The organism is Pseudomonas sp. GX19020 (assembly GCF_023371075.1).
Lineage (GTDB): Bacteria > Pseudomonadota > Alphaproteobacteria > Rhodobacterales > Rhodobacteraceae > Pseudogemmobacter.
In genome coordinates this window covers 332,454-346,190 of the sequence record NZ_JAMCCR010000001.1, presented here as the reverse complement: position 1 = coordinate 346,190, position 13,737 = coordinate 332,454, and the positions used below count along the sequence as shown (strand labels likewise).

12 protein-coding genes are annotated in these 13,737 nt (G+C 62.0%); 3 read left to right on the top strand and 9 right to left on the bottom strand.

Annotated elements, in window-relative coordinates:
- The first annotated feature begins 6 nt into the window (after window positions 1–6).
- The gene (locus M3484_RS01690) at window positions 7–1,170 is read left to right on the top strand and encodes an ABC transporter permease (protein WP_249495486.1); all 1,164 of its coding nucleotides are present in this window, start codon (window positions 7–9) and stop codon (window positions 1,168–1,170) included.
- Between the two features lie 67 nt (window positions 1,171–1,237).
- A complete protein-coding gene (locus M3484_RS01685; protein WP_249495485.1) occupies window positions 1,238–3,331 on the top strand; it encodes a dipeptide ABC transporter ATP-binding protein in 2,094 nt (697 codons plus the stop codon).
- A gap of 24 nt (window positions 3,332–3,355) precedes the next feature.
- Here M3484_RS01685 and M3484_RS01680 read toward each other — a convergent pair whose 3' ends face one another.
- The 6 genes from M3484_RS01680 to M3484_RS01655 all read right to left on the bottom strand — a co-directional run bounded on the left by M3484_RS01680 (window position 3,356) and on the right by M3484_RS01655 (window position 9,445).
- A complete protein-coding gene (locus M3484_RS01680; protein WP_249495484.1) occupies window positions 3,356–3,670 on the bottom strand; it encodes a hypothetical protein in 315 nt (104 codons plus the stop codon).
- A 187-nt stretch (window positions 3,671–3,857) separates the two neighbouring features.
- Entirely contained in the window at window positions 3,858–5,525 is a 1,668-nt protein-coding gene (locus M3484_RS01675; RefSeq protein WP_249495483.1) for an amidohydrolase, read from the bottom strand.
- Window positions 5,526–5,597: 72 nt separating this feature from the next.
- Entirely contained in the window at window positions 5,598–6,626 is a 1,029-nt protein-coding gene (locus tag M3484_RS01670; protein ID WP_092897703.1) for an extracellular solute-binding protein, read from the bottom strand.
- A gap of 40 nt (window positions 6,627–6,666) precedes the next feature.
- Window positions 6,667–7,470, bottom strand: a complete 804-nt coding sequence (locus M3484_RS01665; RefSeq protein WP_249495482.1) for an ABC transporter permease — start codon at window positions 7,468–7,470, stop codon at window positions 6,667–6,669.
- Window positions 7,463–8,395: an ABC transporter permease gene (locus M3484_RS01660; RefSeq protein WP_092897707.1), complete on the bottom strand. Its 933-nt coding sequence runs from the start codon at window positions 8,393–8,395 to the stop codon at window positions 7,463–7,465. The genes M3484_RS01665 and M3484_RS01660 overlap by 8 nt, the downstream gene beginning before the upstream one ends.
- Window positions 8,396–8,398: 3 nt before the next feature.
- A complete protein-coding gene (locus tag M3484_RS01655) occupies window positions 8,399–9,445 on the bottom strand; it encodes an ABC transporter ATP-binding protein (protein ID WP_249495928.1) in 1,047 nt (348 codons plus the stop codon).
- Between the two features lie 405 nt (window positions 9,446–9,850).
- Between M3484_RS01655 and M3484_RS01650 the strand changes: the two genes are divergently transcribed.
- Window positions 9,851–10,894 (top strand): cytochrome-c peroxidase, encoded by a 1,044-nt coding sequence (locus tag M3484_RS01650; protein WP_249495481.1) that lies wholly within the window; start codon window positions 9,851–9,853, stop codon window positions 10,892–10,894.
- A gap of 6 nt (window positions 10,895–10,900) precedes the next feature.
- On the opposite strand, the gene M3484_RS01645 is transcribed toward M3484_RS01650, so the two are convergent.
- The 3 genes from M3484_RS01645 to M3484_RS01635 all read right to left on the bottom strand — a co-directional run bounded on the left by M3484_RS01645 (window position 10,901) and on the right by M3484_RS01635 (window position 13,656).
- A complete protein-coding gene (locus M3484_RS01645; RefSeq protein WP_249495480.1) occupies window positions 10,901–11,974 on the bottom strand; it encodes an AbrB family transcriptional regulator in 1,074 nt (357 codons plus the stop codon).
- A 211-nt stretch (window positions 11,975–12,185) separates the two neighbouring features.
- A complete protein-coding gene (locus tag M3484_RS01640) occupies window positions 12,186–12,818 on the bottom strand; it encodes a thioredoxin domain-containing protein (protein WP_249495479.1) in 633 nt (210 codons plus the stop codon).
- A gap of 7 nt (window positions 12,819–12,825) precedes the next feature.
- Window positions 12,826–13,656: a L,D-transpeptidase gene (locus M3484_RS01635; RefSeq protein ID WP_249495478.1), complete on the bottom strand. Its 831-nt coding sequence runs from the start codon at window positions 13,654–13,656 to the stop codon at window positions 12,826–12,828.
- Between the last annotated feature and the right edge of the window lie 81 nt (window positions 13,657–13,737).

Here is a 13,737-nt window from a genome sequence, read left to right as displayed (position 1 = left end):
AGACAGATGCAAGACCTCTCCTGGCTCCAGATTGTCCTGAAATCCAGCCTCGCCTTCGCGCCGGTCTGGATCGCCCTGATCGCCACATTCATCCTGTCGATCCGGTACCGCCGCCGCCTCGGCCTTTACGGCAGGCTTTTCGACTCCCTCGTGGGTCAGATCGGCTTTGCCGTGGTGATGTTCTGGATCTTCACGGCAATATTCGCCGATCTGATCATCACTCATGACCCCCTCGTGCAGCTGTCGGGGATGAAAAACAAACTCCCCGGCACGGCCCTCGCCACCGCGGCCGAAGGGGTCTACCCATGGTATTTGCTCGGCGGCGACAACCTCGCCCGTGACGTGTTTTCGCGCATGGTGATGGGCGCGCGTGAGGTGCTGAAAATCGCCCCGGCCGCCACCGTCTTCGCCTTCATGGTCGGGATCACGCTGGGCCTGCCCGCCGGCTATTTCGCGGGGAAGTTCGACACGCTCCTTTCCTTCGTCGCTAATCTCGTGCTGGCCTTCCCGGTGATCCTGCTCTTCTACCTGCTGGTCACACCTGAAATCGTCGAGACCGGGATCCCGATTTACTTTGCCGCAGCGCTGTTTCTCTTCCCGGTGATCTTCTTCACCGTGCTTTTCAACTCGCGCTTCCACATGCTGCCCGCGCGCCGCAACCTCTATGTCGGCCTGACGCTCGTGATCGGGCTCTGGGCCTGGGCGGGGCTCGCTTTCAACAGAGACCCGACCGGCCTCTTCTCGATGAGCCCCAATATGCTCAACGTCTTTGTTTCGGTGGTCTTCGTGAACTCCCCCGGCGTCTTCCGCATCGTGCGCGGCCTGACCATGGACATCAAAGCCCGCGATTACGTCGCCGCCGGCCAGACCCGCGGCGAGGGACCGTGGTATATCATGCTGTGGGAGATCCTGCCCAATGCGCGCGGCCCCCTGATCGTCGATTTCTGCCTCAGGATCGGCTATACCACCATCCTCCTCGGCACGCTCGGCTTCTTCGGCCTCGGCGTCTCGCCGGAAAGCCCCGACTGGGGCTCCACCATCGATGATGGCCGCCGCCTCCTCGCAATCTTCCCCCATGCCGCCCTCGTTCCCGCCATCGCCCTGATGAGCCTAGTTCTCGGCCTCAACCTCCTCGCCGACGGGTTGCGCGAAGAAAGCCTGAAAGACTGATTTCATCTGTCCCTGAATATCCCGGGGTCCGGGGCAGCGCCCCGGCCAGCAGCCAAAGGAAACCCATATGACCGCGAAGCCGAGCACCTGGGACCCTTCACAGCCGATCCTCGAAATCGAGAAGCTCTCGATCACCTTTTTCACCCGCCTGCGTCAGATCCCGGCGGTGATGGATTTCTCCTGCAGGGTGATGGCGGGCGAATCCGTGGGCCTTGTCGGAGAATCCGGTTGCGGCAAATCCACCGTGGCGCTCGCGGTGATGCGCGACCTCGGCAAAAACGGCCGCATCACTGCCGGGCGCATCCTCTTCAAAGGCCAGGACCTCACCACCATGAGCGAGGAAGACCTGCGCCGTATACGTGGTTCTGAGATCGCGATGATCTACCAGGAGCCGATGGCCTCGCTCAATCCCGCGATGAAGATCGGCGCGCAACTGGCGGAAGTCCCGATGATTCATCGTGGGATGGGCCGCGCGGAAGCCTGGGCGCTCGCCCGCCAGATCGTCGCCGATGTGCGGCTGCCCGATCCGGACCGGATGCTGAATTCCTATCCACATCAGCTGTCCGGCGGCCAGCAACAGCGCATCGTCATCGCCATGGCGCTGATGGCGAAACCGGCGCTTTTGATCCTCGATGAGCCGACCACTGCACTTGATGTCACCGTCGAGGCCGGCATTGTCGCCCTGGTCAAAGAACTCGGCGAGAAATACGGCACTTCGATGCTGTTCATCAGCCACAATCTCGGCCTCATCCTCGATGTCTGCGACCGGCTTTGCGTGATGTATTCCGGTGAAGCGGTCGAGACCGGCAATGTCACCGAGGTCTTCACCGAGATGCGCCATCCCTATACCCAGGCCCTGTTCCGCGCCATCCCGCTGCCCGGAGCTGACAAAAACGCCCGCCCGCTGATCTCGATCCCCGGCAATTTCCCCCTGCCGCATGAACGCCCCAATGGCTGCAATTTCGGCCCGCGCTGCGACTATTTCGAGGCCGGGCGCTGCGATACCGGTGACATCGCCATGGAGCCGGTTCCCGGCGGCGACCGCCACGCGACCCGCTGCCTGAAGTGGCAGGAGATCGACTGGCGCGCGCCGCCCGGGGTGGCCAAAGCCCGTAAAAAACTGCCGCCGGGTGAGATCGTTCTGAAAATGGATGATCTGAGGAAATATTACCAGGTTTCCTCGGGGGCCTTCGGTGGCGGTCTGACCAAAGTCGTCAAGGCCAATGAGACGCTGAGTTTCGAGGCCCGGAAAGGCGAGACCCTTGCAATCGTCGGGGAATCGGGTTGTGGCAAATCCACCTTTGCCAGGGTGCTGATGGGGCTGGAGACCGCGACCTCGGGCAAGATCATGCTGTTTGATGAAAACGTGCAATCCACGCCGATCCAGAAACGCGGCGCCGATACTGTCTCAAAACTGCAGATGGTGTTCCAGAACCCGTTCGACACGCTGAACCCCTCGATGACGGTCGGGCGCCAGATCATCCGCGCGCTGGAGGTCTTTCATTACGGCGACAGTGACGCCGCACGTCAGGCCCGGATGCTCGAGCTTCTTGACCTCGTGAAACTGCCGCGCGCTTTCGCCGAACGGATGCCGCGCCAGCTCTCAGGCGGGCAAAAGCAGCGCGTCGGCATCGCCCGTGCCTTCGCGGGTGGTGCGAAAGTGGTGGTCGCGGATGAGCCGGTCTCGGCGCTGGATGTCTCGGTCCAGGCCGCAGTCACCGATCTTCTGATGGATATCCAGCGCGAGAATGGCACGACGCTTTTGTTCATCAGCCACGATCTTTCCATCGTGCGCTATCTCAGCGACCGGGTGATGGTGATGTATCTTGGCCATGTGGTCGAGATGGGCACGACGGATCAGGTTTTCGCACCCCCCTATCACCCCTATACCGAGGCACTTTTATCCGCAGTGCCGATTGCCGATCCGACGGTGACGCGCAAACATATCGTGCTGGAGGGCGAGATCCCCTCGGCGATGAACCCGCCGCCGGGCTGCCCGTTCCAGACGCGCTGCCGCTGGAAATCCCAGATCGAGGGCGGGATCTGTGATCGCGTGATGCCGCCGGTTCTGCAGCTTGCCGGCGGGCATCAGATCAAATGCCACCTTTCGCCCGCGCAATTTGCCGCGATGGAGCCGGTGATCCGCATCGCCGCCGAATGATCGGCCAGCGGTTTAACGGGTGGCTTAACGGGTGATTTCACGCGCCAGCCGTTCGGCATTGGCTTTGGTACGGCGGCGGACCGGGCGCAATGCGGCCTCGGCCATTGTCGCGGGGGAGGCCCCCTTCATCGCGGCCTTCATCACCGCGATCTGCGCCTCTTGCAGGGCTGCGAGTTTTTCCGACACCATCCGCGCATTCTCACCCGGTGAAACCGGCCACATCCCCATCATCCCGGCCATCCGCATCGCGATAACCGCCTGAGCCTCGGCCATCATGACCGAAGATCGCAGGCCGAGGCGCATCATCTGTGCGGCGCTGGGGGGCAGGAATGGAAACATGACCGGGACCTTTGACATGCCCGCCGGGCAGGGATGATCTGTCTTCTCGAAGAGCGGCAACTTAGGCGAAAGATTTCCACAGGCAAGTTAACAAATGACGACGCCGGCGGAATTCCGTATTTCCCCGCCGGCGACTGTCTCAGTTTTGCTTCAGGTGCCGTAACGTCACCGTCTTTTGGTTCAGATATCAGATGGCCTGGCCTTCAGCCGCATAGGTCACCCGACCGCCGCAGATGGTCAGCGCGACCTGGACGCTGCCGATATGATCGGGTGCAACCTGTTCCAGATCTTCCTGCAACAGCACGAGATCCGCCGCGAGACCGGGTTTCAGCCGACCGGTGATATGGTCGGTATGCGCCGCCCAGGCGCCACCTGCCGTATAGGCGTAAAGGCTTTCTTCAAGGCTCAGGCGCTCATCGGTGCAGGCATCGCTGTATGGCAGCCGCGTCACCGCCGCCTGGACCGAACGCAAGACCGCCACATCGGTCACCGCCCAGTCCGAGGCATAGGCAACGGGCGCGCCGTGATCGGCCAGCGTTTTGTGCAGATAGGCATCCGGCCAGCGCGCGGCGCCGATATTGGTCAGCGTCGGTTCCATCCCGAAATCCATCGCGCCCGGCGGATGCGAGGGTTGCAGGCTCGCGACAATTCCAAGCGCACCGACACGCGGCACATCGGCACGGTCGATCAGCTCGATATGTTCGATCCGGTGACGCGAGTCGCGTTTGCCATTCTGGATCTGCGCGGTCTCATAGCCATCAATCGTGGTCCTGACCGCCCCGTCACCGATGGCATGAACCGCGATCTGCAGGCCACGGCGATCAATCTCGGCCGCGAGCGGGTTGAACTGATCCGGCGGGAAAAGCGCGACCGATTTATGACCGGGCTTTGTCGGATAATCGTTCAGCATAAAGGCGGTATAGCTGTCGAGCACACCATCCATGAACATTTTCACAAAGCCCGAGCTGAGCCATTCATCATTGAAGCTCTCGGTCATCTCGACGGCGCGGTCGAGCTCGGAATGATCCATATTGGGTTTGTAATGGAAGGGCACCTTGACCCGTGCCAGCAGCCGGCCTTCCTCCTGCAATTCGCGCAGGCATTCCAGCGTGTATCGGTTGCCATCCATCATCACCATCGAGGTGATGCCATATTGCGCGCAATGGATCTGGCCACGCTCGAACATATCCTTGTCCAGATCGCGCTCGGCCTGGCTTGGATTGACCGGCTCGCCCCCGGTCGCGATGCCCAGATTCAGCCGCCCGCGCCCGGCCAGATCAACCACCCGGCCGAAAGCTTCGAATTCCAGAAGCTCGCCGGTGGCGAGCCCGTCCGCCCCCATCACCACCTCATGGCCGGGCGAGCATTCCAGCCCGTTCAGCGTGCCGGAAAGTTCCAGCGCAAGCGTATTGGCCCAGATCGTGTGGTGGTCATGCGAGGTCATAGCGATCGGGCGATCCGCGATGATACTGTCGAGGATATGGCGATTGGCGCCACCTTCGATAAGGCCATAATCGGCGCCCTGCGCCATCAGGAAGGGCAGATCCGGATTGGCGGCTGCATAGGCCAGAAAGGCCTCGCGCAACTGATCTATGCCATGAACATGCGTCAGTTGCAGATCGCTCAGCTCGGAGCCGCCAAGCCCCAGATGCAGATGGCTTTCAACAAAGCCCGGCAAGAGCATCCGCCCGCCCGCATCCACCACTTTCGTGGCCGCCCCCTTCAGCGCGGTGATATCGGCATTGGAGCCCACGGCGAGGATACGCCCCGCGGCAATCGCCACGGCCTCGGCCCGGGGCATGTCGGGATCCATGGTCAGGGCCTTGGCATTGAAGAAAATCAGGTCGGCGGGCATATTTCAGGCTCCATTCGGCAGAAAGGCGGCCCGAAGCGGGCCGCCCTGGATTTCAGAAAGCGGGGATGCCGCTTATTTCATCAGCTCGGTCCAGATCGCAGTCATATATTCCTGCGCCTTGGGCGGGCAGCGTTGCAGGAAATGACCGGCGGCTTTCGAGGCCTCCGGGATCTCGATCTCCGGGGCGCCCTTCATTTCTTCGGGCATGAACGGCTCAGAGCCGGTGATGCCATTGGCATATTTGGCATGGGTCGAGATCAGCGCCGCGTTTTCCGGCTCCATGATGAAATTCAGGAACTTATATGCACCTTCGGGGTTTTTGGCATCCGAGAGGATCCCCACCGAATCCATGAACAGCGGATAGCCCTCTTTCGGATAGCCGAAATGCACATCGGGGTTGTTGATGCGCGAGCGCAGGGCCGCCCCGTTCCAGTAGACGGTCGCCGCCCAGTCATTGCTCGACATCTTTTCGGTGGCGCCATAATCCATCGAAATCCAGTCGGGCTTGGCTGCGATCAGGGCATCACGGGCCTTTTTCAGCACTTCGGTGTCTTCGGTGCACGGCTCGCCGCCGACATACCACACCGCCATATAGACGATATCGTTCATCTCGGGCGTCACATTGATTTTGCCCTTCAGCTCATCAGGCACGTCCAGCCAGATCGCCGAGGTGTTGATGTCGCCGCTATAGACCGATTTGTTGACCATGATCCCGGTCGATCCCCACTGCCAGGGAATGGTATGGGCGCGGCCCGGATCCCAGGACACATCGCGCCACTCTGGTGCGATATTGCCGATATTGGGCAGTTTGGAATGGTCAAGCTCCGCCACCAGCCCCTCTTCGACGAAAATCGGCACGTAATTGGCCGAAGGCACCACCATGTCGAAGCCATGGCCGCCGGCGCGGATCTTTGCCAGGGCGGTGTCGTTTGAATCGTAATCGGTGACGATAACCTTGATGCCGGTCTCGGCCTCGAACTTCCGCAGAAGTTCAGCGCTGGTATAATCGCCCCAGTTGTAAAGCTGCAGCACTTTGTCATCGGCGCTGGCCATGGCGGCGGTGGCGCAGAGAATGGCCACCGTGCTGAGGAATTTCTTCATATCCGTCTCCCTGTGAAACTTTGGACAAGAACCATTCGGTTCAGTTTTTCTTGCGGTTGATAAGTGAGAACCCGACCAGCAGCAGCACTGTCAGTACCAGAAGACCGGTCGAGATCGCATTGACCTCGGGCGTCAGCGTCCGGCGCAGCTGGCCGAGCATATAGGTCGGCAGCGTATCCTGGCCTGCGGATTTCACAAACTCGGTAATCACCACATCATCGAGGCTGATGACGAAGGCGAGCATCGCGCCGGCGGCGATCCCGGGGGACAGGAGAGGCAGCGTGACAAAGCGAAAGGTCTGCCAGGGATTGGCGTAAAGATCCGCCGCCGCCGATTCCAGCGAGAGATCCATCCCCTCCAGCCTTGCCCGGATCGGCAGATAGGCAAAGGGCACACAAAAGGCCGAATGCGCGAGGATCAGATACCAGAGGCCCTGATAGCCGGTCCAGGCCTTGATCACCCCGAAGACGATCAAAAGCGCCACCGCGGTCACGATCTCGGGCACCATCAGTGGCTGGTTGATGAAGGCATAGATCGCCGTCTGGCCACGAAACGCGCGGCGCCTGGTGGTTGCAAGAGCGGCCATGGTCGCCACCACGGTCGCGATGAAACTGGCCGAAACCGCAATCTGCAGCGAGCGCAGCGCGGCGGCCTGCACGACATCATTCTCCCAGGCCTCGATATACCAGCGCCAGGAAAAGCCCTGCCAGACCGAAAGCGTGGTGCCGGCATTGAAGGAAAAGAACACCAGCGTGCAGATCGGCAGGTAGAGCGCGATAAAGACCAGGATCGCAACAGTGGCGAAACCGGGCAGGCGCGAGACTTCAAAGCTTTTCTCAGCCATGGCTCTTGCCCCCTTTGGTCGCGGCGCGGACATAGAAGATCATCGCCAGCATCACGATCAGCAAAAGCGTTATGGAAAGTGCGGCCCCCAGCGGCCAGTTGCGGCCCTGACCGAATTGCAGTTCGATGAAATTGCCGATCATCATATTCTTGCCGCCGCCCAGCACGCGCGGCGTGACATAGGCGCCAAGCGAGGGGATGAAGACAAGGATCGAGCCTGCGATGATACCGGGCTTCACGATCGGCAGCACGACATGGCGCAGGACCTGGAGGCGCGAGGCGTAAAGGTCATAGCCCGCTTCCAAAAGCCGCATATCGAAGCGGTCGATGGCCGCAAACAGCGGCAGCACCATCAGCGGCAGATAGACATAGGCCATGCCGATCAGCACGGCGGTATCGGTGTTCATGATGCGGATCGGTTCGGAAATCAGCCCGATCCCCAGCAGGATCTTGTTCAGAAGCCCCTCATTTCGGATGATTTCGGTGATCGCAAAGGTGCGGATCAGCAGATTGGTCCAGAAGGGAATGGTGATCAGGAACAGCCAGAGCGCGCGCTCTTTCAGCGGGCGCGTGGCGATGAACCAGGCGGTGGGAAAGCCAAGCGCGAAGGTGATCAGCGTGGTCAGGATCGAGATCTTCACCGAACGCCAGAAGATCGTCAGATGCGCATCGGCGAGCACCAGATTGCCATCATCAAAGATGTCGCGGGTGTAAAGAACCCCAACCCAGGCCTCGGTCGAGAAGTCCCACACCACGCCGCCGGTCGGGCCAGCCGTGAGGAAGGAATAGATCAGCACGATCAGCAGGGGCCCTGCCGCCGCGCAGAACAAAAGGATCAGCGCCGGGGCCGAAAGCGCCCAGGCATTGCGGGTCGAGCTTGCGGCCTGAAGGCGCTCGGCCTCGCTCGCGCCATGTGTCCGGGCCATCGCTCAGTCCTCCAGCATGAGGACAGAGCCCGGCGCGAACCGGATCCCCACCTTCGCCCCCTGCCCGATCAGCGCCTCGCCGGTGACGCCCGATTGCACGCAGGCCTCGATCCCGGTCCCGTCGGGCAGCACGATCTGGTAATTCATATCGGTGCCAAAATAGACCGAGCCCCGGACCTCGGCCGAAATCGCGCCCTGCGCATCCGGCGGCGTGATCTCGACATGTTCGGGCCTTACCGCCAGCGTGATCTGCCCGCCCTTGCCGCCGGTATCGACCGCAATCACCTCACCCGAAGCGAGCTTCGCCCCGCCCGGCACACCGGTTGCGGTCAGGAAATTCGTCTCGCCGATGAAGGAGGCGACAAAACGGTTGCGCGGTTTCGTGTAGATCTCGCGCGGGGCGCCAAGCTGCTGGATCCTGCCCGCCGACATGACCGCGATGCGGTCCGACATGGTCAGCGCCTCTTCCTGGTCATGGGTGACGAAGACAAAGGTGATGCCGGTCTCGGTCTGGAGCCGTTTCAGCTCGACCTGCATCTCCTTGCGCAGCTTAAGGTCAAGCGCAGAAAGCGGCTCATCAAGTAGCAGAACCTTGGGCCGCGGTGCCAGCGCCCGCGCCAGCGCAACGCGCTGCTGCTGACCACCCGAAAGCTGGCTGGTCTTACGCCCTGCCATTGCCTCGAGCCGGACCAGTGCCAGCATCTCCTGGACTGTCCGGTCGACCTCGGACTTTGCGATGCCCTTCATCTTCAGCCCGAAGCCGATATTCTCGGCCACGCTCAGATGCGGGAACAGAGCATAGGACTGGAAGACCGTATTCACCGCCCGTTTGTTCGGGGGCTGGCCGGTCACATCCTGACCATCGATCAGGATCTGCCCGGCGCTTGGCATTTCGAACCCCGCGATCAGGCGCAAAAGCGTGGTCTTGCCACAGCCCGATGGCCCGAGAAGCGTAAAGAATTCGCCGGTTCTGATTTCGCAGGACACATTGTCCAGCGCCCTGACCACGGTTTCGCCCTGACCGAACGCCTTGGTCACGTCTTTCGCCATAATGGCAGCAGTAACAGCCAAAAGATCACCCCTGTGGTGTGGTTCTCAGTATTATTATATTTTGATCATATTGCGGGCAGCCAATGCGATCGGGCAAGAGAAATCGCTGCCCCTGCCGCAATTTTATCTTTCCCCTGCGTGATCAGAGAGCAGAGCTGTCGGAAAAACAGGCAATAGCGTGATCGGACTCCGCTCGCTTCCGGGGACCGGTCGCGCTGGTCATGGCGATGCATGAACGCAAGGCACCGCACGCCATAAGATTTCACAAATAATCTAGTATTTTCAATTAATTATTTAAATTAATTTATCTGAAAGCTTCGGGTTTGATCCCGATCATGGCGCCCTGCCTGCGCCCGGCTCCAGACTGATCCCGCGCGAACGCCAGCTCAACCCTCAGGAGCAAGCATGAAACCAATCCTCCTCTCCCTCCTCGTCCCGGCGCTTTTCTCCGGGACGGCGGCGTCTGCCGAAACTTTGCGTGATCTCGCGCTGGAAACCTTCAGAGCCCTGCCTTCGACGGTTCCCGCCATCGCGGGCAACCCCTCGACCCCGGCGAAACTCGATCTGGGCAAAGCGCTGTTTTTCGATCCGCGTCTCTCGGCCTCGGGCGTGTTCAGTTGCTACAGCTGCCATAACCTGACCACCGGCGGCGATGACAATATGGAAACCTCGGTCGGTCATGGCTGGCAAAAAGGGCCGCGCAATGCGCCCACGGTGCTGAATGCGGTGCTCAATGAGGCGCAGTTCTGGGACGGGCGCGCCGATGACCTCGCAGCCCAGGCCAAGGGGCCGGTCCAGGCCGGTGTCGAGATGGCGAATACGCCCGACAATGTCATCGCCACGCTGGGATCCATGCCGCAATATGTGACCTGGTTCGACGCGGCCTTTCCTGACGATGCCGAACCGCTGAGCTTTGACAATATGGCCAAAGCGATCGAGGTGTTCGAGGCGACGCTGATCACGCCCGCGCCCTTTGATGCCTGGCTCAACGGCGATGATGCCGCGATGACGGCGGATCAGCTGGCCGGGTTGCAGCTTTTCATGGATAAGGGCTGCGCCTCCTGCCATTCGGGCGTCAATGTCGGCGGGCATGGCTATTACCCGTTCGGCCTGATCGAAAAGCCCGGGGCCGAGATCTTGCCGCCCGATGACAAGGGTCGCTTCGCGGTCACCGCGACGGTGGATGACGAATATGTCTTCCGCGCAGCACCCTTGCGCAACATCGCCTTGACTGCGCCCTATTTCCATTCGGGCAAGGTCTGGGATCTGCGCGTGGCGGTCGAGATCATGGCCGAAAGCCAGCTTGGCGAAGCGCTGCACCCCGAAGAGACCACGCAGATCGTGGCCTTTCTCGACAGTCTGACCGGCACCATGCCCCAGGTGGTGCTGCCGGTCTTGCCGGCGGAAACCGCAACCACACCGCATCCCGTGACGGCGATCCTGCCATAAGGCAGATCAGGGCGGATCCCCGGATCCGCCCTTCCCGGAGCCCCCCGCCGCGAGACGGCGCTCGAACAGGGCAAAGACCACCGGGGCCGCGACAATGATTGCAATGATCCTGACCACGTGATGCAGCGCGACAAAGGCAACATCGGCATGGATCGCCAGCGCGATCAGCCCCATCTCGGTCAGCCCGCCCGGCGCAAGCGCAAGCATGGCCTGTTCCGGGCTGGTGCCGGTCAGGATCCGCATCAGATGACTGAAACCAAGCGCCACGCCCAGGACCAGCACGGTCGATCCGATGCTGAGCCCCCCCGCCTTGCGCAGTTCCGAAAGTGGCACGCCGCGAAAGCGGCAGCCCAGCACGGTGCCGAGGATCACCTGGGCCGCATTGACCAGAACCGCAGGCGGCGCGGCTTCGGATATGCCGCTCAGATGCAGGGCCGCCGAAAGCGCCATCGGCCCGAGGAAGGTCGGCGCCGGCCAGTTCAGCGCGCGGCCGATCAGGCTCCCGAATATGGCGGCGGCCAGCAAAAGCCCCGCCTCCCGCCATTCCGGCAGGCCAGCGCCACTTGCCGCCCCCGCGCCGACATCATGGCCCATGATAACCCGAAACCACAGCGCAATCAGCGAGATGGTCACCACGATCCTGAGGCTGTGGGCAAGGATAACGGGCTCGGGCTTGCCACCTTTGGCCTCGGCCAATTCGATCATCTCGGCCAGCCCGCCCGGCATGCCGGCAAAGAAAGAGGTGCGCCAGTCATAGCCGCCGGCATAGCGATACCAGGGCACATTGATCAGGCCGACGACCAGCAGATAGACCAGCAACAGCGACAGCGTCCCGATCCAGGTGACCATATGGCCCAGCACCTCGGGGGCGAAACGCGAGCCCAGCAGCACGCCGATCACCGCCACCACCGCCGGGCGGATGGCATTGGGCCCCTCGATCCGCAGACCGGCGACCGAGGCGATCATGGTGACAAAAAGCGCGCCAAGCATCCAGGGCAACGGGAGGCCAAGCCCCCAGGCGACTAAGCCTCCGGCAGTGCCGAGACCGAGCGCGGGCAGATAGGACAGGAGGGAAGTCAAGGATCAGGTCCGAAATCAGGGCAGCTTGCAGCCCGGTGGCATTGCCGCTTCAAAGGTTCCGGGTGCCCGCCCATTTTGCCGATCCCGCCGCCAGTGTCGAGAGCGGTCATGACGGAACGGCGCACGCGGCCCCTGCCCGCTGTTCCGTCCGCCCCCTCCCGGAGGCGTCCTTTCCCGGCCATTGCCCCGGCCCGCCGGTCACCCTCACCGCTCACCCCCGCCGGACTGCCCCGACGGCCGCGCGCAGTTCCGCGATTTCGGTGACACGTGGGAAAAGGTTCAGCCCGACCAGATAGGCGGGTGTGCCGGGCAGGCCGAAGAAATCGGCCTCGGCCCTGGTGCGGTCAATCAGGGCGACCCATTTGTCGCGTTCACGCTCAAAGCTCGCGATGGCAGCCTCAGGATCCAGCCCGGCGTCGCGCACGGCCGCATCCATTCGCAACGCATCGACCCGGCGTCCTTTTCCGGCCATCAGCGCGGCATTGACCTCCGCATAGCGGCCAAGGGCCACCGAACCGAGGCCAAGCTGCACGCCGCGCACAGAAGCCGCGCCAAAGATCGGCCAGTCTTTCATCACCAGACGGATATCACCGTCAGAGCGCACATAATCCAGCAATGCCGGATGCGAGTCGCGGCAAAAGGGGCACTGGTAATCGTAGTATTCTACGATGGTCACCGAGCCATCGGGATTGCCCAGCACAGGCTGATCTGGGTCATGTGTCAGCTCGTGCGGGGCTTCCCCCGCCAGCATCTCTTCAGCCTGAACGGGAAGCGCAGCCCCTGCCAGCATCAATGCCCCAAGCGAACTCCCGAGAGAGCCCCTGATCAGATCGCGTCTTTTCATCGCTGTCTCAGTTCAGGCTGCTGGTGTAAGGGCTTTCGGGAAAGCCGGTCGGATAGCCATAGGCCGGATCGGCGCCCGCAACCTCCGGCGCTGTCGCCGGCTGGTTGAACGAGGCGCCGCTATAGGGCGTGGTCGCGGGCACAAAGGAGCCGAAGGCACCGGCGCTTTGTTCCGGGCTCAGGACCAGGACTTTCCCGCCTTTGACATAGTTCGCCGCCAGATGAATGGCGTCCTGGTTGTACATGCGGATACAGCCCGCCGATGTGGCATGGCCGATCGAGGCGACCTCATTGGTGCCATGGATGCGGTAATAGGTGTCACGTCCGCCCCGAAACAGATAGATCGCCCGCGCGCCCAGAGGGTTTTGCGGCCCGCCCGGCAGACCGGCGGCATAGGCGGCATACATATCCGGACGCTCGCGGATCATATTGTCGGTTGGACGCCAGCTCGGCCAGACCCGGTCATATTGCGCAACAGCGGCGCCCTCAAAGGACCGGCCCTGATCGCCCACCGCGACCCGGTAGCGCAGCGCGCGATTGCCGCCCCGTATCAGATAGAGATAGCGCTGCCAGGGATCGACGATGATCGCGCCGGGCGCTTCGGTGATCGCAAGATCCACTTCGGTGCGGGTGTTTTCGGCAATCAGATAGCGCGGGTTCACGGCCGGGATGTGGAACCCGTTATCCTCGAGCTCGCCATACATCGCGAGGATTTCCGGAGGGACATTGGCGGCAGGATCAGGTTGCGATCCGGACTCGGGCACCTTTGGTCCACAGGCCGACACCAACCCCGAAAGAGTCATCAGAAGAGCCGCACGACGACTGACCACAACGCTCATAAAACTGTCCTTTCCCGCCGGCGGGAAGGAGCAGACACGCCCCGGATCTGGCAGGATCACGGGATGCTTGCCGCCGGCTTT

Excerpts from the sequence above, each read along its gene's own strand:
- M3484_RS01690 (WP_249495486.1), top strand. The coding sequence starts at position 7 with ATGCAAGACCTCTCCTGGCTCCAGATTGTCCTGAAATCCAGCCTCGCC.
- M3484_RS01685 (WP_249495485.1), top strand. The coding sequence starts at position 1,238 with ATGACCGCGAAGCCGAGCACCTGGGACCCTTCACAGCCGATCCTCGAA.
- M3484_RS01680 (WP_249495484.1), bottom strand. The coding sequence starts at position 3,670 with ATGTTTCCATTCCTGCCCCCCAGCGCCGCACAGATGATGCGCCTCGGC.
- M3484_RS01675 (WP_249495483.1), bottom strand. The coding sequence starts at position 5,525 with ATGCCCGCCGACCTGATTTTCTTCAATGCCAAGGCCCTGACCATGGAT.
- M3484_RS01670 (WP_092897703.1), bottom strand. The coding sequence starts at position 6,626 with ATGAAGAAATTCCTCAGCACGGTGGCCATTCTCTGCGCCACCGCCGCC.
- M3484_RS01665 (WP_249495482.1), bottom strand. The coding sequence starts at position 7,470 with ATGGCTGAGAAAAGCTTTGAAGTCTCGCGCCTGCCCGGTTTCGCCACT.
- M3484_RS01660 (WP_092897707.1), bottom strand. The coding sequence starts at position 8,395 with ATGGCCCGGACACATGGCGCGAGCGAGGCCGAGCGCCTTCAGGCCGCA.
- M3484_RS01655 (WP_249495928.1), bottom strand. The coding sequence starts at position 9,445 with ATGGCGAAAGACGTGACCAAGGCGTTCGGTCAGGGCGAAACCGTGGTC.
- M3484_RS01650 (WP_249495481.1), top strand. The coding sequence starts at position 9,851 with ATGAAACCAATCCTCCTCTCCCTCCTCGTCCCGGCGCTTTTCTCCGGG.
- M3484_RS01640 (WP_249495479.1), bottom strand. The coding sequence starts at position 12,818 with ATGAAAAGACGCGATCTGATCAGGGGCTCTCTCGGGAGTTCGCTTGGG.
- M3484_RS01635 (WP_249495478.1), bottom strand. The coding sequence starts at position 13,656 with ATGAGCGTTGTGGTCAGTCGTCGTGCGGCTCTTCTGATGACTCTTTCG.